This window comes from Spirosoma litoris (assembly GCF_054776755.1).
Window position 1 is genome coordinate 16,832 of sequence record NZ_BAAHBI010000003.1, and the last position, 23,109, is coordinate 39,940.

The 23,109-nt window shown below is 48.3% G+C and carries 18 protein-coding genes; 1 reads left to right on the top strand and 17 read right to left on the bottom strand.

Translation table 11 applies throughout. The annotated features are described in order from the left end of the window. Nucleotides 1-123 precede the first annotated feature (123 nt). Nucleotides 124-1,350: a BaiN/RdsA family NAD(P)/FAD-dependent oxidoreductase gene (locus ACYVGR_RS02015; protein ID WP_460953530.1), complete on the top strand. Its 1,227-nt coding sequence runs from the start codon at nt 124-126 to the stop codon at nt 1,348-1,350. Between the two features lie 66 nt (nt 1,351-1,416). Here the strand turns inward: ACYVGR_RS02015 and ACYVGR_RS02020 are convergent, their stop codons facing one another. The 17 genes from ACYVGR_RS02020 to ACYVGR_RS02100 all read right to left on the bottom strand — a co-directional run bounded on the left by ACYVGR_RS02020 (nt 1,417) and on the right by ACYVGR_RS02100 (nt 23,089). Beyond that, nucleotides 1,417-2,739 carry a hypothetical protein gene (locus ACYVGR_RS02020; RefSeq protein ID WP_460953532.1) on the bottom strand — a complete coding sequence of 441 codons (1,323 nt, stop codon included), beginning with the start codon at nt 2,737-2,739 and terminating at the stop codon, nt 1,417-1,419. A 182-nt stretch (nt 2,740-2,921) separates the two neighbouring features. After that, complete coding sequence (locus tag ACYVGR_RS02025; protein WP_460953533.1) at nt 2,922-3,854, bottom strand: bifunctional riboflavin kinase/FAD synthetase; 933 nt, start codon at nt 3,852-3,854, stop codon at nt 2,922-2,924. A 244-nt stretch (nt 3,855-4,098) separates the two neighbouring features. Beyond that, the gene (gene truB / locus ACYVGR_RS02030) at nt 4,099-4,788 is read right to left on the bottom strand and encodes a tRNA pseudouridine(55) synthase TruB (protein WP_460953535.1); all 690 of its coding nucleotides are present in this window, start codon (nt 4,786-4,788) and stop codon (nt 4,099-4,101) included. 89 nt (nt 4,789-4,877) lie between these two features. Continuing rightward, the gene (locus ACYVGR_RS02035; protein WP_460953537.1) at nt 4,878-5,309 is read right to left on the bottom strand and encodes a four helix bundle protein; all 432 of its coding nucleotides are present in this window, start codon (nt 5,307-5,309) and stop codon (nt 4,878-4,880) included. A 92-nt stretch (nt 5,310-5,401) separates the two neighbouring features. Beyond that, nucleotides 5,402-6,247, bottom strand: a complete 846-nt coding sequence (locus tag ACYVGR_RS02040; RefSeq protein WP_460953538.1) for an undecaprenyl-diphosphate phosphatase — start codon at nt 6,245-6,247, stop codon at nt 5,402-5,404. Between the two features lie 94 nt (nt 6,248-6,341). Beyond that, complete coding sequence (locus tag ACYVGR_RS02045) at nt 6,342-6,674, bottom strand: DUF3098 domain-containing protein (RefSeq protein ID WP_182461454.1); 333 nt, start codon at nt 6,672-6,674, stop codon at nt 6,342-6,344. 117 nt (nt 6,675-6,791) lie between these two features. Then, nucleotides 6,792-7,673 carry a cell division protein FtsX gene (locus ACYVGR_RS02050; protein WP_460953540.1) on the bottom strand — a complete coding sequence of 294 codons (882 nt, stop codon included), beginning with the start codon at nt 7,671-7,673 and terminating at the stop codon, nt 6,792-6,794. Nucleotides 7,674-7,795: 122 nt separating this feature from the next. Next, on the bottom strand, nt 7,796-8,578 hold the full coding sequence (gene truA, locus ACYVGR_RS02055) for a tRNA pseudouridine(38-40) synthase TruA (RefSeq protein ID WP_460953542.1): 783 nt from the start codon (nt 8,576-8,578) through the stop codon (nt 7,796-7,798). Between the two features lie 243 nt (nt 8,579-8,821). Next, nucleotides 8,822-10,189 carry a DUF6600 domain-containing protein gene (locus tag ACYVGR_RS02060; RefSeq protein WP_460953544.1) on the bottom strand — a complete coding sequence of 456 codons (1,368 nt, stop codon included), beginning with the start codon at nt 10,187-10,189 and terminating at the stop codon, nt 8,822-8,824. Nucleotides 10,190-10,445: 256 nt separating this feature from the next. Beyond that, nucleotides 10,446-11,270 (bottom strand): mechanosensitive ion channel family protein, encoded by an 825-nt coding sequence (locus ACYVGR_RS02065; protein WP_460953545.1) that lies wholly within the window; start codon nt 11,268-11,270, stop codon nt 10,446-10,448. Between the two features lie 105 nt (nt 11,271-11,375). Continuing rightward, the gene (gene corA / locus ACYVGR_RS02070) at nt 11,376-12,326 is read right to left on the bottom strand and encodes a magnesium/cobalt transporter CorA (protein ID WP_460953547.1); all 951 of its coding nucleotides are present in this window, start codon (nt 12,324-12,326) and stop codon (nt 11,376-11,378) included. A gap of 99 nt (nt 12,327-12,425) precedes the next feature. Next, nucleotides 12,426-13,325 (bottom strand): FHA domain-containing protein, encoded by a 900-nt coding sequence (locus tag ACYVGR_RS02075; protein WP_460953548.1) that lies wholly within the window; start codon nt 13,323-13,325, stop codon nt 12,426-12,428. 34 nt (nt 13,326-13,359) lie between these two features. Then, complete coding sequence (locus ACYVGR_RS02080) at nt 13,360-17,340, bottom strand: FtsW/RodA/SpoVE family cell cycle protein (protein ID WP_460953549.1); 3,981 nt, start codon at nt 17,338-17,340, stop codon at nt 13,360-13,362. A gap of 136 nt (nt 17,341-17,476) precedes the next feature. Beyond that, nucleotides 17,477-18,766: a serine/threonine-protein kinase gene (locus tag ACYVGR_RS02085; protein WP_460953551.1), complete on the bottom strand. Its 1,290-nt coding sequence runs from the start codon at nt 18,764-18,766 to the stop codon at nt 17,477-17,479. Nucleotides 18,767-18,867: 101 nt separating this feature from the next. After that, nucleotides 18,868-20,436 carry a serine/threonine protein kinase gene (locus tag ACYVGR_RS02090; protein WP_460953553.1) on the bottom strand — a complete coding sequence of 523 codons (1,569 nt, stop codon included), beginning with the start codon at nt 20,434-20,436 and terminating at the stop codon, nt 18,868-18,870. Next, complete coding sequence (locus ACYVGR_RS02095) at nt 20,436-21,884, bottom strand: PP2C family protein-serine/threonine phosphatase (protein WP_460953555.1); 1,449 nt, start codon at nt 21,882-21,884, stop codon at nt 20,436-20,438. The genes ACYVGR_RS02090 and ACYVGR_RS02095 overlap by 1 nt, the downstream gene beginning before the upstream one ends. A 200-nt stretch (nt 21,885-22,084) precedes the next feature. Beyond that, a complete protein-coding gene (locus ACYVGR_RS02100) occupies nt 22,085-23,089 on the bottom strand; it encodes an FHA domain-containing protein (RefSeq protein WP_460953556.1) in 1,005 nt (334 codons plus the stop codon). Between the last annotated feature and the right edge of the window lie 20 nt (nt 23,090-23,109).

A 23,109-nucleotide genomic window follows, 5' to 3' on the forward strand; every position in this document is an offset into this window, starting at 1 on the left:
GTTTATTCACTTTCAAGTTTCAGGTTTAATGTTTCGGGTTGGCAGTATTTATAAAATCAAGGGCGCAGTCTGATTGAAGCGTTGAACGGGGAACATGAAACTTGAAACACCTGTTAGTGCCCTATGTCATCTCTGAATATTGTCGTTATCGGTGGGGGAGCCGCCGGTTTCTTTGGGGCCATCACAGCTGCCGAAACCTATCCCAATGCTACCGTTACACTTCTCGAAAAAAATCGTACTGTCCTGAACAAAGTCCGCATTTCGGGCGGAGGCCGCTGCAATGTTACACATGCCTGTTTCGATAATCGGCAACTTGTAAAATTTTATCCTCGTGGAGAGAAACCCCTGCGCGCCCTGCTTACTCAGTTCGATACAACGGCCACGGTAAAGTGGTTCGAACAACGGGGAGTCAGTCTGAAAACGGAAGCCGATGGGCGCATGTTTCCCGAATCCAACACGTCTGATACAATCGTCGACTGCTTGCTCACTACAGCCCGCCGATCAGGCATTCAGGTTCGTACCAGTTGCGGAGTGGCTTCCATTCGACAAAATGCGTCCTCACAGTGGCTGGTCGATTTACTAACCAACGAAACCATCGTTGCCGACCGGCTTCTGATTGCAACAGGTGGTTACCCTCAGTTAGCTTCTTATGACTGGTTACCCACTCAAAGCGAGCCCTTGTCGTCCCCTGTACCATCGTTATTTACCTTTAATGTACCCGACAGTTATTTAATCCCATTGGCGGGAGTAGCCGTACCCGATGCCAAAGTGTATGTTTTGGGAACGAAACAGGAACAGCACGGCCCGGTTTTAGTAACGCACTGGGGATTTAGTGGGCCCGCCGTCTTACGTTTATCGGCCTGGGCTGCCCGCGAGCTGGCCGATAAAAACTACAATTTCACGCTCCGAATCAATTGGACTCCCGACCTGAACGATAATACATTACGAAACAAATTGCAGGATTTCCGTCAGCAAAACGGACGCAAACAGGTTGTTTCTCAGAATCCATTCGGGCTGCCTTCTCGTTTATGGCAAGCCTTTGCCACCGAAGCTGGTATTTCCGATTCGCAACGGTGGGCGGATCTACCCGCGAAACTCCTGAATCGCCTAAGCGAACGAGTTATTAACAGTCAGTTTCAGGTATCCGGAAAAACAACTTTTAAAGATGAATTTGTAACCTGTGGCGGCATTTCATTGGATGGCCTCAATCCACAAACACTCGAAAGCAAATCCCAACCGGGAATCTATTTTGCAGGCGAAGTACTGGACATTGATGGCATTACCGGTGGTTTCAACTTCCAGAACGCCTGGACAACCGGTTATGTAGCGGGTTTGAACATTGGGAAATAGCCATTTTGTCCTGGCCAGGCCACAGCTTAGCCAGGACAAAATGTGAATCACTCAATTGGAAAAATATTAGGCAGCTGACGACAGATCCAGGTTCGACTCTGACTGGTCAGTAGACTCACCCCAATTTGAGTCACCGGACTCAAGCATCGTTGCATTTAGAGAGATTAAGCGGGCCTGGTAGCTTTGCTGAAGATCGCCTAACGCTTCCTGCCCTGTTTCCCAGCGCCGAACAACATTAACCTCACGGATAACTTCAGGCGCTTTAGGGACGTTTGCCTGGGCAAAATACTCCGGCATCCGGGCGGTCATCTCGCTAACCAGCTCTTCAATTGGGCCATTAATGAGTTCAGGCGATTGTTTGGTAATCTGAATAAGCGCACGGGCCATCGACGCGGAATAAAAAGCGCAATCAATATCCTGATGACGAATTGGGACACCATCGTGGAGCCGTTGAAGATTTAGCCCGCCATCCTCCAGCCGATCGGAGGCCATTGGGCTTCCTTCTGGTTGTGGAAAAACGGCATCGACATACCGCTTAAACTTCCCCCACCAGGGTGGCTTACCAGTTGGTTTCAACGTATCGCAGAAAATTATCCGCAAAGGCAGTTCGGGCTGTTGAACCTGCATAACAACAAAAGCTGCCCCCAGATGCCGATCATCAGCTGCATGCCGTCGTTGCACAACAAAGCAATGAAGTGATTGCAGACTCTCTCCTTCTTCCCGTAATTTCTCCGTCGCCAATCGAATTGCCCGTAGCGAATCTTCCATGTAACCTTCCGTCACGACATGAATCGGCAGAGAAGTTGAAAAGAGGGCTTCCCGACGAAGCTGGCGGGCAATTAGGTTCAAGGCAGTTGTATCTGATCGGCGGGTACCGAAATAGAAGCCAATGTCTTCCCGAACTTCACTAGGCATTTCAGCCAAACTGATCGAATCGCCAAAGGCGCTTTGCCGGCTCTTAGGGCTGTATCGAAACGGCACTTCCAGATGCTCGCGGTGAGCCGCTACATTATAAATGCGCTTTTCGAAGCTAGACAACAGTGGCTCGTAAGCATCAGGCTCAAAAAAAACCTGTGCACTGGGGCGTAGCAAATGTCGGGCAATTTCTTCTTCCTGAAGCAAGCGTTCGAGCGCATCATCATGCTGCTTAAAAAAGCTTCGCAAGGCTCCTTGCTGAATGAATTCGTCGGTACCATTTTGCAGCTCTAGCCGGTAATCCGCATCCGCTGCTAAACGCTGCTCAATCCATTGGCGGAGGTACCGTTTTACAGCCTCATCAAAGGCACTATTTGCCGCTTCCGCCTGCGATCTGGTATAGTCAATATAGGAAATTTGTAGGCAATTCATCGACTCGGATTCGCTGGAACCGAGCGTCATAAATAAGGTCATGGCAGGAAAATGCAGCGATATAAATTCGTAGCTAAGATACGAATTTATCAGGGTATTATTTTGACTTATCGGTAACCTGTCATAAATAAATTTTGGCATTTCTTTACCCGACAGATTTATTAATAGAAATCAACTAATAGCTACGAGAGCAATCATATAGCTCGCTATACTTTCTCCTTACGCTATTCCTTACTCAGCACAGTTCTCGCTGTTTCTTCGTCCCGTTTTAATTGAGCAACCAGCGCGGGCAAGCCATCGAATTTTTGTTCAGGGCGCAGAAATTCCCGGAGTTTAAGGGTCAGATGTTCTCCATAGATATCCTTATCAAAATCGAAAATATAGGTCTCAATAGTTTGGTTCGTGCCTGCCACTGTCGGCCGAAAACCAATGTTGAGCATCCCCCCGAACTTTTGTCCAGCGTACTCAACATCAACGGCATACACGCCATTAGCCGGGATAAGCTTGGCAGGGTCGTCTACTTGCAAGTTCGCTGTTGGAAAACCAATGGTTCGGCCTAGTTGCCGTCCTTTCACGATCGTTCCAGTTAGGTTATACTCCCTTCCCAGAAACAGATTGGCTGTGTGAACATGGCCTTCGTTGAGAGCCGCCCGAATTTTCGACGAACTGACCCCTATTGCATCAATATCCTGCCGTGGTATTTCCTCTACCTCGAACCCGTACTCGCTCTGGTGCGCCTTTATGTATTCGAATCCGCCCTCACGATCACGGCCGAAGCGGTGATCATAGCCGATAACCAGTTTTTTGGTGCCAATTTTTTCGATCAGAATCTGTCGAATGTATTCCTCTGAGATTAGTTGTGAGAACGAACGGGTAAACGGAATAATCACTAAATGCTCAACCCCAGCCTGATCGAGCAGCTCGATTTTCTCATCAAGCGTGGTTAGTAGCTTTAAATTCTGACTGTCATTGGAAACAACGGTGCGCGGGTGTGGCCAATACGTAATCAGCACCGACTCTCCTCCACTCGCTTTAGCCACTTCTGTTAAGCGAGTCAGAATTGTCTGATGACCACGGTGTACTCCGTCAAAAGTACCACTCGTAACAACGGCGTTTGCTAAAGGTTGTATATCGTTGAGACCTCTGTAAATAATCATTCGCTAATAAGTAGGAGTCAGGAGTAGTCAGATAGGTCAAGCGTAGTCAGATATCGTTTTACGTCTATCATTTTTAATATACTTGACTACTAGTACTCGTCCAATTCAGTTTCTATCGATTCTTTGGATTCTATCGTCTTTGACTGTCAGCACAATAGGACCAACCGCGCGGGCGGCCCCGAGAATCTATAGAATCCCCTAGAATCTAGTTTGTCAAAGCACTAGTTGGTTATTCCTGACAAAGTTAAATCGCCCGGTGCATTTCGATGAATTTCTCAATGGTATGTGCATCCTCAACCCGGAAATCGCCGATGCGTGTCCGCCGTAGCTTGCTCATATAGGCTCCATTGTTAAGGAACAGGCCCAAATCACGTACCAGACTGCGAATATAGGTCCCTTTAGAACACACGATGTGAAAATCTACTTCGGGGAAACGTTCCGTATTGACCTCAAATACCGAAACCGTTACCTGACGCGCCTTAATACCCCCCTCAACTTGATCAGCGGTTTCGCCCCGGCGAGCTTTCTCGTACAAACGCTCTCCATTAACCCGAATAGCAGAATAAATAGGGGGCACTTGTAGTATATCGCCCGTTAGTTTTTGAGCTGCTTCCTGTATTTGTTCAGGGGTTATGCCAGCCGTATCGAACTCGGCGTCGAAGGTAGTTTCCAAATCGACGGAAGGCGTAGTTTTACCCAGAACAAGCGTTCCGGTATATTCTTTTTCCTGCGCCTGATACTTGTCGATCTGTTTCGTCATCTTGCCCGTGCAAAGTATAATCAAACCCGTTGCCAACGGATCGAGCGTACCGGCATGACCGATTTTCTTAAACTTACAGGCAAATTTTAACTTATTCGCCACATCGAACGATGTCCAGGTAAGTGGCTTATCAATCAGAATAATCTGGCCGGGATCGGGGGTTTGTTGTTCCAAGTTATATGTTTCAGGTTCAATGTTTCAAGCTCCAAATTTGATTATCATCAGTTGATATAGCATTAGGAACTTGAAATATTGAACCTAATTTATTCCTGGTGATTGGTATAATAATCAGCCTCAGGTTCACCTACTTTAAATTTATTACCTTTCATATCTGATTGCCTTAGATAGGCCATAAATCGCTGAAGTAGGTTGCTGATTTCAATGCACTGGGCATATATACCGTTAAATTCTTCCTGAGAAATGTAGTTTCTGTCCAAAGCGCGATAAGTTTGAGAACGAACCTCTCCCGCGGACCCTTTGGCAATACTTAAAAAATTGATAAATTCTTTATTTCCATCGCGCTCAAAGCCTTCTGCAATATTATCCATGATTGATCCGCTAGCCCCACGCCATTGGTCAATCAATCGAAAATCACGAGCAATAGAATGCTTGAGGGTTAATTGATAAATATTATTATCAAGAGTTCTCGCTTTCTGCCAGCAGTTCAAGTCTTCAAAACAGCGGATTGTTGCCATTTATCAATTATTACAGTCAGTCTACCCGTGTAAACCTTATCTTGATTGTACAAATTCTTGTTCGAGAACCTGAAACATTGAACTTGAAACAACTATATTACATCCAACTTCACACCAGCCGCTACTAAGCCGAGCAGCAATAAGCCAAGTGCAATGCGGTAGTAACCAAATACTTTAAAGCCATAACGGGTCAGAAAGCCAACAAAACCACGAATTGCCAACAGCCCCACAACAAAGGCAATTGCATTACCAATGAGCAGCATCTGATAATCTTCTGGTTGAAGAAGTTTGTATGTTTTGAGCAGCTTATACCCCGATGCCGCAGCCATAGTTGGTACAGCCAGAAAAAACGAAAACTCAGCGGCCTGTGTCCGGGTTAATCCCTGGAACATGCCCCCAATAATCGTTGCTGCCGACCGTGAAACCCCTGGAATCATGGCGATACACTGAAAGAAGCCAATTTTAAGCGCGTCGGGCACACTCACATCACCATCTTTAGGCTGCACATTTACAATTCGATCAATAAATACCAAAACAATTCCGCCCAGTAGCAGTGTAACAGCCACAACCACTACATTTTCGAGTAGCGAATCGATGAAATCGTTCAGTAGAAAGCCAATGACAGCAGCAGGCAGGAACGCAATCAGGATTTTGCTATAGAAATCCAGCATCGGCTGCCAGCGCGGAGGGAATGATTTTAAGTAGCTGGGTACAACAAATTTTTCGGTACGGGGATCGGTCAGAAAACGCCGATGATAGAGCACCAGAACCGACAGAATACAACCGAACTGAATATCGACCGTGTAAAGTTTGGTGAATTCGTTACCGGCAATGCCAGCCAAAGAAGAGTAGATGATCATGTGGCCAGTTGAGGACACTGGCAAAAACTCCGTTAGCCCTTCAATTATGGCCAACGCAATTGCGTGAATAAGCTCCATTTACAGAGTTATAAAGTTGTAGCGGTTATAAAGCTGTAAAATTGCCTTTCAAAAACGTTATAACCACTACAACCTAACAACTTTATAACTGCTTTTATGCCTTTGGCCGGGCCAGAATGGCAAAAAATTCGAGTACAAAACCGCCCATGACCACAATGGGGCCAAGCGTAAGGCCTAAAAAGCCAAAACCAAACTCTTCTTTGTCGAGGCTCATAATAAAGAACCCGGCCAGAATAATGGCAATCCCCGCTAACATCAGCGTGTAGTTCTGCCGACCAAATGGCAGGGAAGCCGCTGACCGGGATGGGTCGCTGATTACCGACCGAGTTGGCGTAGGTTTAGGCGCCACAGTCGATGCAGCCGCTGCTTTTTTCACTGGTTCGTCACGTGTTAGCGTTGCTGGTCCAGCCTGTTTATCTTTTGCCATAGTCTTTTTTGTTATCAATGTATAATGAACAATGCAAAATGAAAAATGGATTGGCTACACCATTTCATCACCGCATTTTATTTCATTATGCATTCTTCATTTTACATTATACATTAATCAATAAAGCTCATCTAGTGTCAGACCCAGGTACCGATGAACGGCCTGAAATGTACTCACAAAACCAATTAGTACGCCTAGTCCAACAATACCTACCATCAGAAAAATTATCTTTTCTGGGTCCTGAAACGTCGATAATTCAGGCAGGTTATGGATGGCAAGCTGCAAGCCTGCAAGTAGCAAGCCAACGGCAATAATGCCCGCCAGAAACCCCTGCCAAATACCACGCCCCAAAAACGGTCGGGTAATAAATGCATTTGTTGCGCCAACCAATTGCATACTTCTAATGAGCATCCGCTGCGAATGAAGCGCCAACCGAATAGTATTATTCATCAACACCACAATAATGATCAGCAGAATGACCGCAAAGGCCGACATGATTGCGTAAATCTTGGTGATGTTCCGATTGATATTATCTACCAGATTCTCCTGATAAACAACTTCAAACACACCATCGATCTGCTCTAAATCCTGTTTAACCTCCTGTAGTTTAGCCTCCTCAAAATACCCCTCATTGAGTTTAATTCGGTAGCTATCATGCAGTGGGTTCTCACCTAAAAACTTCGAAAAATCCTCTTTTGTTTCTGCAATAAACTCTTTGGCGGCTTCGTCTTTCGTAACCAGATTAACCTGTGGTTTACCGTTAGCTACTAGTACATAAGGTCGTTCGGCGATGGTTTTATACAACGTTTCCGTTTTTTTCTCGCTGAGGTCTTTATCTAAAAACGCCCGGATTTCGTAGTTCTCGCGGATGTAGGTGACTAACTTCTTCGACTGAATTGCCAGCAACCCACAAAAACCAATTAAAAACAAGGCCAGCGTCAGACTGAACAAAATCATGCCGCTGGGGTACATACCTACTTTCTTCTTTGTACGAGCCATTCAGGGGTTCGTGTTATGAGACAAAAATAACGGATTCAACCGCTAAGCGGCTCAATTTAAGAAAATTTAAGGGGAAACGAGCACAGAGCGCGGAGCAGGGGGCACGGGGCAGGAAGAATTGATTAGATAAACCCTGTTCCCTGCCCTATGCTCCGCGCCAACAACACCTCCTCTGGGTAGCCGACTTCAACCAGGAATAGCCCATTAGCCGGTGCCGCTCGCCCTGCCCTGTTTCGATCCCTTGACAGAATAATCTGCTCAAACTGGTCAAGACTCATTCGCTTCTGTCCTATTTCAATCATCGTACCAACAATAGTGCGGACCATACCCCATAAGAACCGATCTGCTCGAATATGAAACGTCAGCGAATCGTCATTTATGCGTTCCCAGTAGGCAAAATCGAGTCGGCAATTGAAATGCGTGACGTTTGCCCGAGCCTTGCTGAAACTCTGAAAATTAGTATGTTGCAAGAGTATTTCGCAAGCCTCATTCATCAGGGTTTCGTCAAGTGTCGGTCGAAAATGGTAGGTTAAGCCGCCCTCAAAAGCACTTTTCTGACGACTAATCAGGTATTGATAATAGCGAAACGTAGCCGAAAATCGCGCATGGTCTTTCTCCCGAACTGGAAAAATCCGGTGAATGACAATGTCTTCAGGCAGGATACAATTGAGCGAATAAATAAATGAATCGGTAAATAAAAATGGCTCTACCAACTCAAAATGGGCAAACTGCTGACGGGCATGCACACCGGCATCCGTACGGCCACTGGCAACAACATACATGGGTTTGCCGAACCGCTGCGTTAGTGCGGCTTCGAGAGTTGTCTGCACGCTTATTCCATTTGCCTGCGTCTGCCAGCCATGATAAGCCGTTCCCCGGTACGATAACTCAATAAAATAACGCATCTGCGGCAAAAGTACCGTTTAATCCCTTGCGCTACTACTTACTCGTCTTTAATCATCTTCCGGTGCTCCTTACCCCAATCGATCATTGCCTGTATGATCTTCCCAAAGGATTTGCAATAGGGCGTCGTTTCATATTCCACCAGAAACCGAAACCGAGCTAACGCAGCATCCTACGCTTAGCTCTCTAAAAACAAAAGCCACGTATCGAATTCGATACGTGGCTTTTGTTTGCTTGACTAGTTATTAACGTGGACCACGGCCACGATGTTCTCCTCCATTAAATCCACCACCCGAAGGTTGTGGCTGGCTCTGGGGCTGCATGCCACCACGGCCACCCTCTGCGCTCCGCTGGAAATCTCCACCACTTCGGCCACCGGGCATCCCTTGCGGACTCATCTGAGGCTGGCGCTCAACACGTTCGAATGAACGATTAGGTTGTTGCATATTCCCTTGTGAATTACCTCCTGGCTGGAAACCTCCCGGCGAGTAAGCACCTCGATTTGATTCAAATCGATTGGGTTGGCTCTGAGGGCTGGCAGGTGCAGGTGTGTTACCGTAACTACTGCTTCGATCGGCTGGCGCATTCCCACCATAATTACCTCTATTCGGCATAGTGGCACCTCCATCATTTGGCCGATTTGGCGTAGCATTGCTGTTAAAATCCCGGTTAGTAGCACCATTGCTACCATTGCCATTATAGCCTCGGTTGGGAGCACCATTACCATTGTAATCGCGGTTTGGGGTATTATTTCCGTTGTTAAAATCCCGATTCGGTGCGTTGCCAGGGCCGCCATAATAGCCTCGGTTCGAAGGGAAATTTCCGTTATAGCCAGGTCGACCTGAGTTATCGAATCGGTCGTTACGGCCATAATCCCGACGATTATCAAACCCACCACCAGGGCGATAGAATCCTACAGAGCCATTACCTACAACCGAACGCCCTGGCCGATCCATCTGATCGATACGATAAACTGGAACATTTCGACGGGTAATCCGCTCTATATCACCACGTGGTGGTCCGTACACATAAGCCCGGTTGTTCGACCGATAGATATTATTGAAAATCACTGTGCGTTGATAGATGTTCACGATCTGAGGTCGTGGCACGTAGTAGCTATATAAGTTGGGACTCGTGATATAAATCTGAGGAACGAAGATCCAGTACGGAGCCGGAATGTTAATGTTCACGTTGATATCCCAGCCAGGTGCTAACGGAGCCCAGCCGTAATATCCTCCACCCGAACGCCAAGACACCCAGGCTGGCCCCCAGTCAGAGCCTGGAATCCAGAGCCATCCACCATAGGCTTGATCAAAAATCCAACGTCCATAATGAAACGGTGCCCAACCCCAGGCATAATCAGACACCCAGGTATTCCCATATTCTGTAACAACCCAGTGTCCGGCACTAGCATAAGGTTGAAAATCAGGACCCGCATTAGGTAACCATACGTTGCCGTAGCCAGGGTACTGTATCCATTGCCCATAAGGAGCCAGTTCATTATAAAACGACTCGATTGGTACACTAACGCCCGGTTGAGCAGCCACTTTGCCAGAATAAACAAAGCTGCTCATTACCAGCGCAATCAGGGCGATATATCTTATTGGTTTCATGATATTCATGGCGCGTTGCTGTTTTACTTGTCAGCATTATCTGACACTCACAATCGTTAGATAGCCTAGCCATCCAAACGTTTAACAACCGTCGAAAAAAAACGCTTATTAAATTCTCTAAAAAAATGCCCGACTGAATGAATCAATCGGGCAGGTATCAGTAAGGTTTAGTTTCTGTAGATTCTATTGATTCTCTGGACTCTATTGTGTAATAACTGGAATCCAGAGAATCAATAGAATCTACTTTATCTAACCACTAATCTTCGTTGGTAATAAACATTTTTGGCTTGGGAGCTTCAATACCATCTTTACCAAACTGGCGGGCAATATTTTCGAGCATATAGTAATAGGTTTCCCAATAGGTGTCGCTCTTGGTCCAGACACGCACGTCATACTCGCGCGAATTCGGATTCAATTTGGCGATCAGCACATCATGTTCTCGGTCTTTAAGCGCATACGGACAGGCTTCTACCACACGCATAATTGACGCTTTGGTCGCATCGATATCATTCTGACTGCCAACTCCATATACCTGATCGACTCGAATAACACCTTTCGTGCTGATGTTCACAATGGACGATGTCGATAAGGGGCCGTTAGGTAGGATAATCGTTTTGTTATCCAAGGTCACCAGCGTTGTGTCGAAAATACGGATGGCTTCCACATTACCAGTAAAACCCTGTGCCGTAACCAGATCACCTACACGGAATGGCTTAAAAATCAGAATTAATACGCCACCAGCAAAGTTGGCTAAACTTCCCTGAAGGGCTAGTCCAACGGCCAAACCGGCAGCCCCGATAATCGCAACAAAGGACGTGGTTTGTACGCCAAGCGTACTGGCAATACTTAATAAGAGTAGTACCCGTAACAAGCCATTTACCAACGAGATCAGGAACGGTTGCACATCGCGATCAACGTGCCGCTTTGCCATCGAAGACGACAGCAATCGAATGATCCAGCCAATTACCCAAAGACCCACAATAAGGGTTAAGATAGCCAGCAATACGCGTCCGCCATAAACGGTAACAAAGGTTACCAGCTGGCTGTAAAAAAGTTCAACTTTTGTCTGCGCCTGTTCCATAAGGTATATAGATCGGAATTTAGTTTGAACTAAGACGCAGATAAATAGAAAAGTAACCCCCTGAGAGTTACCTTTCTGCAGTATATTTTTAGGCTCACTAAGGCTCTATAGCCAGTTTTTACGCCGGAAAATCCAGACCGTTAACGCCGATGAAAGTACCATCATGGCCAGGGCAAAAACATAACCATATTTCCAGTGCACTTCTGGCATTTCATCGAAGTTCATACCCCAGATACTAGCCAGCAAGGTAGGCGGCAGAAACACCAGCGAAACAACCGTGAATATTTTAACAACCCGGTTCTGCTCCAGGTCAATCAAACCGAGGTAGGTATTTTGAAGGAACTCCAGTCGCTCAAAAATGAAATTAGTATGATCGATTAAGGAGTTAATATCTTTGATTAGGGTTCGGAGTCGTTGCTGCTCGAGTTCATTAAACCAGCCATCGGAACGAATCATCGACGAAATAACTCGCTGTTTATCAACCACATTCTCTCGAATTGACATAGTCAACTCCTGATAATCGTTAATATTCAGCAGCATTTCTTTATCCAGATTCGCATCCAGATCGAGTATTCGATTGATCGCTTTAATTTCACTCGACACTAACTCAATCAAATCGGCATCATAATCAATCCGAGATTCGAAAATAGAGATCAATATCTGTGCTCCATCACTAAACAATGCCCGACGCGACTTGATCCGCTTGACCGTATCGGCAAATGACTTGATATCGGCATTTCGATAGGTGAACAGCGTATCATCTTTGAGGATAAAGCTTACCGGCACCGTAACGTAACGTTGCTCCTTATCGGGCACCAGGAAATTGGAGTTTGCAATCATGAATTCGTCCTCTTCAATGTAGCGCGAACTACTTTCAATCTCCAACTGCTCCTGCTGACTCAGAAAATCGACATCGAATTTTTCTTCAACGCTCTTGATTTCGGCGGCTGTCGGATTTTGCAGATCTACCCAGAGCGTTCGTTCGGTATCGGAAAACGAGTCAATATCACGAATTTTGCGAACAGCGGTTTCGTCTTGCTGAAAGATGCGAATCATAGTAGTTGAGTGGCGGATGGCACGGGCGCAAAGTTCGCACAAACAACCAGAATGCCATCTACCACTACCTCATTTCCGGGATTACTAAGACTAGTTGCTTCAGGCCAGTTTAAATAAAAGCATGACCTCTCCGCCCAACTCAATCTGATCGCCATCCTGAAGCGGATATACCAGATTCGCAATATCGGCACGTTCAACCTGCTCATCGGGGTGCATGATCTTCGTTTTATTGCCATTGGCCGGAAGCCCCCCGGCATCCACCAGAAGAACATACCGTTGCTGCGCTGCCTCATACCGGATGGTTGCGTGCGACCGACTAACGGCACCATTTCCAGCCCCTTTCTGAGGGTCGAAGCCCGGATCATCTTCATTGAGAATCACAATATCGTTCGTCCGAACCCGGCCCGACGTTGTTTGAGTCGTATGCCCACGACCAATGCAGTAAACGGTCTTTTGAGTAGGATCGAGTAGATAGCTTGCCTGTTCCGTTTGACCTACTAATGCACTGATACTAGCTCGAAGTGATGCGTTATTCGGCTTTGATTTATCCAGTACAGTCAGCCCCAGATTCCCTTCCAGATAAGTACTATCAGGTAGTTCATCCGAGAAAAATGAATAGTTAAACTGCCAGTTGGGAGGCAGTGTAATGTAGTTGTCAGCTAGTTGCCGATTCAGTTCACGCTGAAACTTACCAGGTTGATTTTCCCACAAAGCCACTCGGTACAGCTCCTCCTCTTCAGAGCTTGCCATTAAAATACCCAATCGAAGCCCAATTGGAGCCGTTTCCGGTTCGTTCTGATAAGCCCGAAGTTTACCGACTATAAAGTGAATGATCCGCTCCCGTTGCTGGGCAGCTGGCGGAGGCCCTGCCGGAACAGACGTTGGAACAACGGGAACAGATTCATGAGTTTGTGGCAAATCGGTGATAGGTGCAACAGGAGGGCGTTGTTCCGAAGGTGTAAAGCCAAATAAGTTTTTTACTTTTTCGATCAAACTCATGGTTGATTGATAGTTAAGCGTGATATACATCCCATTAAAAGCTACCCAAATAGCCTCGCTGTTTTAAGATTGGAGCCACAACGGTATTCGCCAGATTAACGGCGTCGGCCGATGAGTTACCCAACTCAATTCGTACAGCCACCACCGTATGTGAACGTCCGTCGGGTGTAGGGGCAAAAAATACATACCAACCGTCATTGATCTGAACACCCCGCACGATGCGTTCAGGTGTACCCGTTTTGCCCGCCACTCGGGAAACGCTAATTTTGTTCCGCCCCTCTGAAGGATTCGATTGTTCAATCATAAACTCCTGCAATTGCTCCGCATAATCGGGTCGACGGGCTATTGGCTTGCCGGTAGCGATCGGTTTCGCCTTTCCGGCCTGTTCCAACAGATAGCGTGATGGTTGCAGGATGCCTTTATTGGCAATGGCACCTGCCATTCTGGCCATTGATGCGGGCGTTGCGGTCAGTTGCCCCTGCCCCCACGCTAAGCCCGAAAATTCAGAACGATAACGCCTTGGGTACTGAGTACTCTGGTACAATTTCCGACGTACTACAAAGGATGAGTCGCGCCAATGCTTCCGAATCTGAACGCGTTCCGCATCGGTATGCGTATCCGAAAAGGAATAACCGCCAATCAGATCGACGTTCATACCCGTAGCCAGATAGAGGTCCGCCATCTCATTATCTAACGAATTATCGTTCGCCGTTCGGATAAAATACACGTTGCTAGAGCGCACAATGGCTTTTCGCATATCCACCGATTCGCCACAAGGTTCCGACTCCCGCGTACCTCGTCGGATAATCTCCTGACAGGAAATCGGATAAGCAACGGTCGATGCCGATGATCCTAATTTATTAAATGCGGCCATCGCTGTCAGGATTTTAGCGGTCGAACCGGGTGCCGTTGGGTACGTCATGCCCAGATCGCGTTCGGTCACCAGATATGGCAATTTCAATCGATCACGATCCGACAGCAGCATCGTTTCCGGCGTTTTCAGATTGGGCAACGGATACATTGCCGATGCCAAAACATCGCCCGAACTAGCATCCAGCACCACTACCGAAAGGCGCTTGTTATTGTACGCCGATTGCGCAAGACCCTGTTGGATAGCTACTTGCAACTCAGCATGTACACTCAAATGTACATCTCGGTTTTGAGCCTTGCGACGAGCCACTTCGCGACTATCAATTCCGGCTCGTAAGGCTGGGGCCAGTTCACTGTAATCGTAAACCGAAAGCGTACGCTCCTGCTGAACCGACGGGCTGAAGCGATCCGCGCGATACTCAGTAGCCACAAGGTTCGTTTTGCGAGGGCGACTGTTAAAACCACGTAACTCACTGAAATGGGTGGCCTCGGCATAATAGCCATTACTTTGTCCCCAGAAAAGCTGCGTATTCAAATCACCAACCCAGAAAAACAGCTGTTCACCAAACGGGTAATAGCGTTGCAGTCGCTTTTGCGTGAGCGTTTCGATCTGGTCGGATTTCAGACCACTTTGCCGTAACCTGGAAAATTGCTGCCGAACAAGTTCCGGCGAACTCGTTGCCAATACCAGACCGTTTCTGTCGTAGATCGTGCCGGATGCCAGTACACGAGTCAAACGCTCAATTCGAGGATTGTAGCTATAAACAGGATCACCGTTTCGCGTGACGACCCGCGCTGGCCGCACAATATAGTCGTTTCCTTTCCAGCTAATAATTGGCAACAGGCGACCAATCAGAATTAACACCCCAATCAGGAAACCGGCAATACCCGACATTAGCACCAGATCGTAATGCTTCTCCAGATACTCCCGTTGTTCTGCCTGTCCCGGCCTATTGGCTACACTGAACACAACGCCCATCGCCACCAAGTTAATGATCAGCGAGATTTTCCCATAACTCAGAAACGGCACGCTAATGCCTGTAAGTGGCAATAAGCCAATCGATCCACCAGCAATAATCAGGAGTTGAACGCCTGTGGCAATAGCGATTCCGGCAACCAGAAAAAAACTGAATGGTTGACCGGCCCGACGAGCGTGCAGGAATGTCCGATGCAATAGAATGCCCATCAGCAGAAATACAGCAATGACGCCTAATCCACCCAACTCCTCCCCTACGCTGGGCAGAATCATATCGGTATGAGCGGCTGGCATAGCGCTGGCAAACCCCTTGCCGAGTCCCTGCCCTGTCCAGCCACCCGATGCCAATGTCCAGAAGCTATGTGCCAGGTGATCGCCCCCGTATACATCGTTATTCCAGGGACTGAGCCACATAGCTTTTCGGCCAGCCAGACGGTCGCCAACGAATGGTAATTGATCGCCAAAGGCAAACATCGCCATTACTAGTAAGAGCAATACCGGTGCTTCGGTTAATAAAGCGGCCCAGCCTAGTCCTGTCGTTGAGCGAGCTTCGCCCCGCCAGTACATATAGCCGATCAAGATCGCTAACGAAAGGATGGTAGCAATTCCGCCGGGAAGCAGCCAGAGCGCAATCCCATACCCCAGCCCTGTTGCCAGCGTCAGCAGTAAATTGCCCCGAGCGATGCTATAAAACAGTAGGAACGTAAAACAGACAACCAGCGCGGGGCCCATATCGCCCAGCAATAAATAGAGTAGCATGAGCAGTCCAGCTCCGGCCAACGCCCCAAAGCTTACAGTGAATCGCCAGCGTAAATCGGGCAGCTGGCGAATCTGTTGTTCATTGGCGGCAAAGAAACCGGCAAAGAACAGAACCAGCAGGTATTTGGTAATCTCGCTCGGTTGTATCGTAAGCCCTAGTATCGACAGGTTAACCCGTACGCCACTACCCTCCGGCCCCGAACCAATCAATAATGTCAGCACGGCCAATCCAACGGCGAGCACCAGCCAGGTCCAGCCAGATAGCTTAACGGACGTTCGGTTTCGGAAGGTAACTAGCCAGTCATAACGCCAGTCCGCGTAAAAACGACCGATGTCCAGTTGCGATAGAATTGTCATGCCGATCAACCCAACAGCAATCCCTTGTAGCGTTTGCCAGGCGTAGAGAATATCCTGCAACGGGTCTTGAATGGCTAAAAGTGTTAATACCGATATGCCCGTGAGGAGCATGAGTATGGGCAGTAGCAATGGATCTGACTGGAAACGCCGAATTGACCAGAAACCCTCTACGAGCCAGAAGGCCAGAATAAAGAGAATAACAATAGACCAGAATTGCGCAGTATACGCGTTTGGTGTCCGCACCGTAAAGGCATGATCGGTTTTAAGCTGTCCGTAAACAACTGAACCAATTAGACGTAGATGATGCGGCCGAGCCGAAAAGGTATAATCCTGATGGCTCATCAGCCGACTTACTCCCCGGCGGCTCCCAAACTCGAAGCCCGGTTTAAGCGGCACAACACTATACCCAGCCCCTTCTGTTAACCCCGTAAAGCTGAATTTACCATCGGCATCGGTACGAGCATACGCCACTCGGTCAGGAAGCGTATCGGGCTGAGCAGTGGCAGGATGGCGCTTTAATTGCACCAACACGTTCGACATTGGTTGCTCATCGCGCAATACTTCTCCCGAAATTGACTCCGATTCTGCACCTAGATTAACGGCAGTTGGGTATGTTTTGGGGTTATTCCGTTCGCGGACATAAAGCACCGAATCGAACCCCATTTGCTGACGAGAAGCCTGCAATCGACTCTGAAAATCAACCCCACCAATCCGGCTCCGCCACGCTACAGGAGCTAGTACAGAAAACTGCCGCTTATTGATGGCTCCCAGATTGTCGAGCGAACCGTTTTGGCGAAGTTTGGCAGCTAACGAATCGGCAACGAACGCTATGTCTTTCGGATCACTGTAATAGTTGCCGCTGTTAAGTAATCGCTGAACTGATGTCGATTTGAGCTTTTCGTCAAGCAGTAAGGCCTGTCCACTGGCAAAGGCTTCCTTAGCTTTGCTAAGCCCGGGAAACAGGTTCATATACAGCCGGGCAAACAGAGCCAGCAGCATAACCGATGCACCTATTAAATACAAACGTCCAGACGGAACGGTGGCTTCTTTCATGTAATCGTGTTGATGATCGTTAAATTTCCCTCACCCCCGGCCCCTCTCCCAAAACAGGAGAGGGGTGAAAATAAGGGGCTGGCTACCCCCCTCGCCCGTTTTGAGAGAGGGGCCGGGGGTGAGGGGAAAGCCTCCCTTAAGGAATCCTCGTTGTATCCTCCACCACACCCGACGAATCAGGCATCGGTATGGGTGGCGCAGGTTCTGTTGTGGTTTCGGAATGATCCTCTATTTCGTCGGAATCATCTGACGATCCACTGGAATGATCTGACCAGGTAGATGTCGTATCGGCAGCAACTTCGGTGGCAGTCGATGAATCCGTTATCATCTGTGTTGAGTCCGACGTTATCGTAGAGCTAGCCTTATTCTTCTGGCGATTTGTGTAAATAACGGCCAGACCAATTAATAAAGCCACCAGCAAACTGGCTAAGCCAATGTTCCACTTCGTTAAGCTATTGGCAGGTTCTTCCTCATAGATTGGCTGAGATGGGACTGGTCGGGGTGTTTGTGGGGCAACCACAGGTGCGGCTACGGTTCGAGCAGAAACCGGCACCCGGCGATCACCAGACCGGCTTGCCTGCAACTGCTCAACGTTTGCCTGACCAAGCAGTAGCACCAGTTCGTTTACGTCACTGAGTCGTTCGGCGGGATTTTTGACTAGCATCCAGTCCAGCAGTGTATTCAGGCTGGGTGGCAGGTATTGCCCCGAAGGAAGTTGTAATTCGGGCGGAGATGTACGCAGAACCTGGTTCATAAACGTAGCCATTCCCGAACTGTCTGTCATTGAAAAAGGCACCCGCCCCGACAGGCACTCGTACAGTACGATTCCCAATGAATAATAATCTGTGGCAACATCAACACCCCTGGGATTATCAAATTGTTCGGGCGAGGCATATTCATAGGTCATCAACGACTGCCCTGTCATTGTTTGCGTCTGTTCGCGCAGGCGGGCAACCCCAAAGTCCGTTAAGAGGAAATGGATTTCTTCGCTGGGTAGTACCCGGAACAAAATATTTTCCGGCTTGATGTCGCGATGGATAATTCCACGAGCGTGAATGGCCTTAAAGGCCTCGGCCATTTGCTGACCCAGTCGAATACATACTGGCACATCCAGATATTCCCGCTCGGTAAGAAGCGTTCGTAAATTGCCACCCTCAATCCAGTCCATGACAATAAACGGCATGGGCATGTCGAGCTGCACCTCCCGAATACGCACAACATTTGGGTGCCGAATGTCAGTCATTAGCTGCGATTCGAGCCGGAACCGACGAAGTGTTTCGGCATCGGTGTTGAGCGCGAAGTGTTTAATCGCCACCAGCTCGCCCGTAGCCAGATGACGCGCCTTCAGCACACGGGCATTGGAGCGGCCCAGTTCACCGATAATTTCGTAACCCGGAAAATGCGTATTGACGCTTACAGTTGGCATCGGTCAATTAATTTAACGAGTATAAAAGGAACGCTGATTTTTAAGATTCATATGGTTAATTATGATTTTAAGGGCCTACTAAATCATACCGATCCTAAAAATCAGCGTTCTATTGTCGAGTCTGACGTCATTGTATTGGTAAGCGAATCCAAAGGCGGAGCAAACTGATGACCCACAATTTTGCAGCTCAATCGAACTCCCCGATCGCTGTTGGGGGCATTTTGAAGTAACGAGGCATTCGGACCGACCGAACTGAACGACACGTTTTCCGATTTATACAACCCACCACTCTCTTTGTAATAATTCACCCGAACCGTAACCGACGAAAAGGTGACGGTACTTGGGTTCGTCAGCTGAAGTTGAATATTCTTGATTCCCCCGAATAAGCCAACCCGAAAATCCGTAGTCTTCACCCGTAGGCTCTTGACAGCAGCCAGCGCTTCCTGTCGAAGCTGTTCCTGACGAGCCGCTTCTTCGGCTGCTCGTTGCTGGGTTGCCGCTTCCTCCGCCAGATCAACAGGTGCAGTTGAGTCCCCACTCGTAACTGAATTTTCAACGGGATCTATGGCCAAAGCCTTATTGCCCGATTTGGAGCCAACCAGAACATAATAGAGCGCAAATCCTACGAGCAAAGCCGCCAATGCCAACGTCTCCAGTTTTAACCAGCCTCTTTTGTGTTTAGGTAGCTGGCGTTCTGGAACGGGCAAGCGTTCTTCAGAATCGGCCGGTAGAGCAGTCGACTTGTTTTGTTCAGGTTCCTGAATAAGCGGGGCAACTTGTGGCGACTTAGCATGTACAGTGGGAGTCGTCATAGCTCGACCAGCCTGCAAATAATTGAGCTCAGCTTGTTTCAGGAGCCACATTAATTCGTCGGGATCGCTTAGGCGGTCACTGGCTTTTTTCTGCAATAAACCTTGCAATAACTCCCGGAATGGATTCAACGATTGATCGTCGGTGATGGTTAGCGCGGGTGGTGCTTCGGCCAATACACGATTCATAAAGGTTACAATTCCCGAATGATCGTCCAGGGCAAAGGGCACACACCCATGAAGGCATTGGTACAAAACCACACCCAGCGAGTAATAATCCGTTGCGGGTCCCACGCTTTTAGGATCGTTAAATTGCTCTGGCGATGCATACTCGTAGGTCATCAACGACTGGCCTGTCAGGGTATTCGACTGCTCGTGCAGGCGAGCCACGCCAAAATCCGTCAGGAGAAAATGTAGCTCTCCGCTGGGTAATGGCCGATACAGAATATTTTCGGGTTTTATATCCCGGTGAACAATCCCTTGTGGGTGAATCGCTTTAAACGCGCTGGCCATCTGCAAACCCAGCCGAATAACGGTTGGTACATCCACGCAATCCTGACCAGCAATGAGTTGTTTCAAATTGCCCCCTTCAATCAGTTCCATGACGATGTAGGGTAATTCGGCTTCGAGCTGAACCTCCCGTACCTTAACAATATTGGGGTGAGCAATGCTGGTCATAATGGCCGACTCACGCTGAAACCGACGAAGTGTTTCGGCATCGGTATTCAGGGCAAAGTGCTTAATCGCCACCAGATCGCCCGTGGCCAGGTGACGCGCCTTCAGAATCCGGGCATTTGAGCGACCTAGTTCACTCAGCACTTCATAGCCCGGAAATCGCGTATCAAATCGAATCGTAGCCATTAGTGACGTACCGTTTTAGATGAATCAGGTTGATTTTGTACAGAAAACTCGATAACGGCATTACGGAATGCATCCTGCCGAATCAGTGCGTTAACGGGTAAATCCACTTGTCGAAAAGAGACATTCACAAGCTGTAACTTCGTTTTGGGTGTCGTTTCAATCCCGGTCTTAAACCCAGCGATAACGACGTTTTCCAGCCGAACAGGCCCCACTCGCGTTATACGTAACGCCAGTTGCGCTCGCAACGTATCGGCGGGCATGAATACGGTCAATTTCTTATCTCCCACAACGCTGAGCAGCGAATCGGTCAGCAAGAGAGGGGTATCCAGCCGAAAGGTATCGGCAGGTAAAATCAGTCGATGGTCTTTGCTCCGATGCGCAGCTTGCAATAATGAATCAAACCGCGACATGGTTCCTGTCACGATCGACGCAGCTCCCGGCTCCGTACTAATGGCTGACACACTATCGGTCGTTGTAGCATCGGGTTGTTGAGCTGGTTGAAATTGATACCAAACGATTCCGGCGATTAATCCCCCCACAAGCAGCCCTAAGACACTTAAAAGTCCTGTCAGACTCCGTTTTTGAGGTTTTTGTTTTATCGGTGATGGATCGGTGCTTGTTGCCGCAACAGGCGAAGATGGCAGCTTCGGGACTGACGTATCGACGGTTTTCGGGATTTGGTTCTCAGCCGTCGACGTTCTTGTATTTCGGGCCAGCACAACCGTAATATTGTCATTTCCACCCTGTTCATTCGCGATGCGGATCAGCTCTGCGGTCTGTTGCTGAATAGGAAACGAGCGATCCAGGACAGCCTTAATCTGTGCCTGCGTAATCATATCGGTCAGCCCATCGCTGCACAACAGCAATTGATCGCCCGGCAGGAAATCCGTTTCTCCCGACTCCAGAAAATCGGGATCATCGACCCGGTGTTCCGCCGAGCCAACTTCCCGTAGGATTTCGTTGCGTCGTGGATGTTTCATGGCCTCGGCTTCGGTAAGCTCGTTCGCATCTTCCCGAATTCCAACCATCGAATGATCGCGGGTAAGCTTTTCAAGGACACCCTGCCGATAGCGATACAACCGGGTATCGCCTACATGCACGAACGATAGTTTTCCCGAACGGTCATCGGCGACAACAGCCGTCAACACGCAACACATCTGCGCCAATCGAAGGTCCTGCTGCCGTTGATCGTTGATCCGATTATTGGCAAATACCACCGCTTCGCGAAGCATGGACAGGGGTTTCCCATTGGGCGTTGCCATGTATTGTTCAATCGACTCTTTGGCAACCGCTGCCGCCCGGTCGCCACCAGCGTAACCACCAACGCCATCGATAACCACCAGCAACGCACTAGTGTCGCCCCAGATCATGGAGCACACAAACGTGTCCTGGTTATCATTTCGGCGCTGGCCAACATCTGTCTGACCGGCAATTTGGATTGAATTCATTCAGTAACGTATTTATTTCCGACAGGATTTACAGGATGAAACAGGATTTTTCTTTTGTACTTAAATCATGTAAATCCTGTACATCCTGTCGGAAAAATAGCCGTACTTCTATATTATCGAGGTAAGTCCTGAAAATGTTTTGCCGCTATCCCCAGAACAAATATGAGTAACAGCGTAACCAGCAAGGCGTCGATCATAGCTTAGGCGTTGCGTTTAAAGTGTAACGTAACCATGCTGTTGAGCAGAATCTGGGCATTATCCGGCAAGGTATGCCACTGGGGATTAGCGGGTTCGCTACGCGAAATCAACTGCTCGTTGACTCGCGTTTCGTTTCGACTAAAGGAGGCTATCTGAAAGGAATCTGTTGCATCGTTGAACCGAATTCGGGCATGTGGATTCGAGACATACACCGATTCGACCAACAGATAATTCGGGAAATGCTGATTGTCGGGTTCTTTACGAGCTACCACAATTTCCCGATCCCGCATGAGGTATGTTTGCTCTTTGTTCAGTTCGGCAATGTAATAGTCGATCTGAGCCAGGCCAGCACTCAGGCTTCGAGGCAGTTGTGCGGCATGCTGGGTAGCACCTGGCGAACCAGTAGCGCTTTTCGGGGTGGATACCGATGCATCGAAATTGAATTTCACTACAAAGGCACCTGGTTCGCGGAAATCGATATGCTGAAACATAGTCAGACCGACATCTACTTTTTCGTAGCGATTGGTCTGTTTCACCCGACGCGTTACGTTCACCCGTTCCGACGACTGAGCCTGCCCATTGCCCGGTAGAATTCCGGTCAGTGCGCCTACCACGATGACATCGGACGGAGTTACTTCCTGCCCTCCAAACTCTCGCCCACCTCCAAACTTAAAAAACCAGCTCGACGCGACAGGCGCGACATAAGCATACTGCCCTTTTTGCGACTCAATAATCGCTTTAAAGGCATTTACCGCTTCACTCACGATAACGGGAAACGCATTCTGACGATCTTCATAGGTATCAGGATGCAGAATAATCAGAAAGTGCGCGTTGAACAGCATACTTTTCCCGACCGATTCCCGGTGTATCGAATCTTCGAAAGAAGCTACAAGCTCTTCCAGGATACGTTTGTTGGTTACCGTATTTACCGAGTTGGTTGGGGTTTGGCTGGTTGGAACCAGCAGATTGCCCAATTTACCAAGCCACCCTTCAGGCCGATTTGCCATGTATGAACCGATTAGTGAGG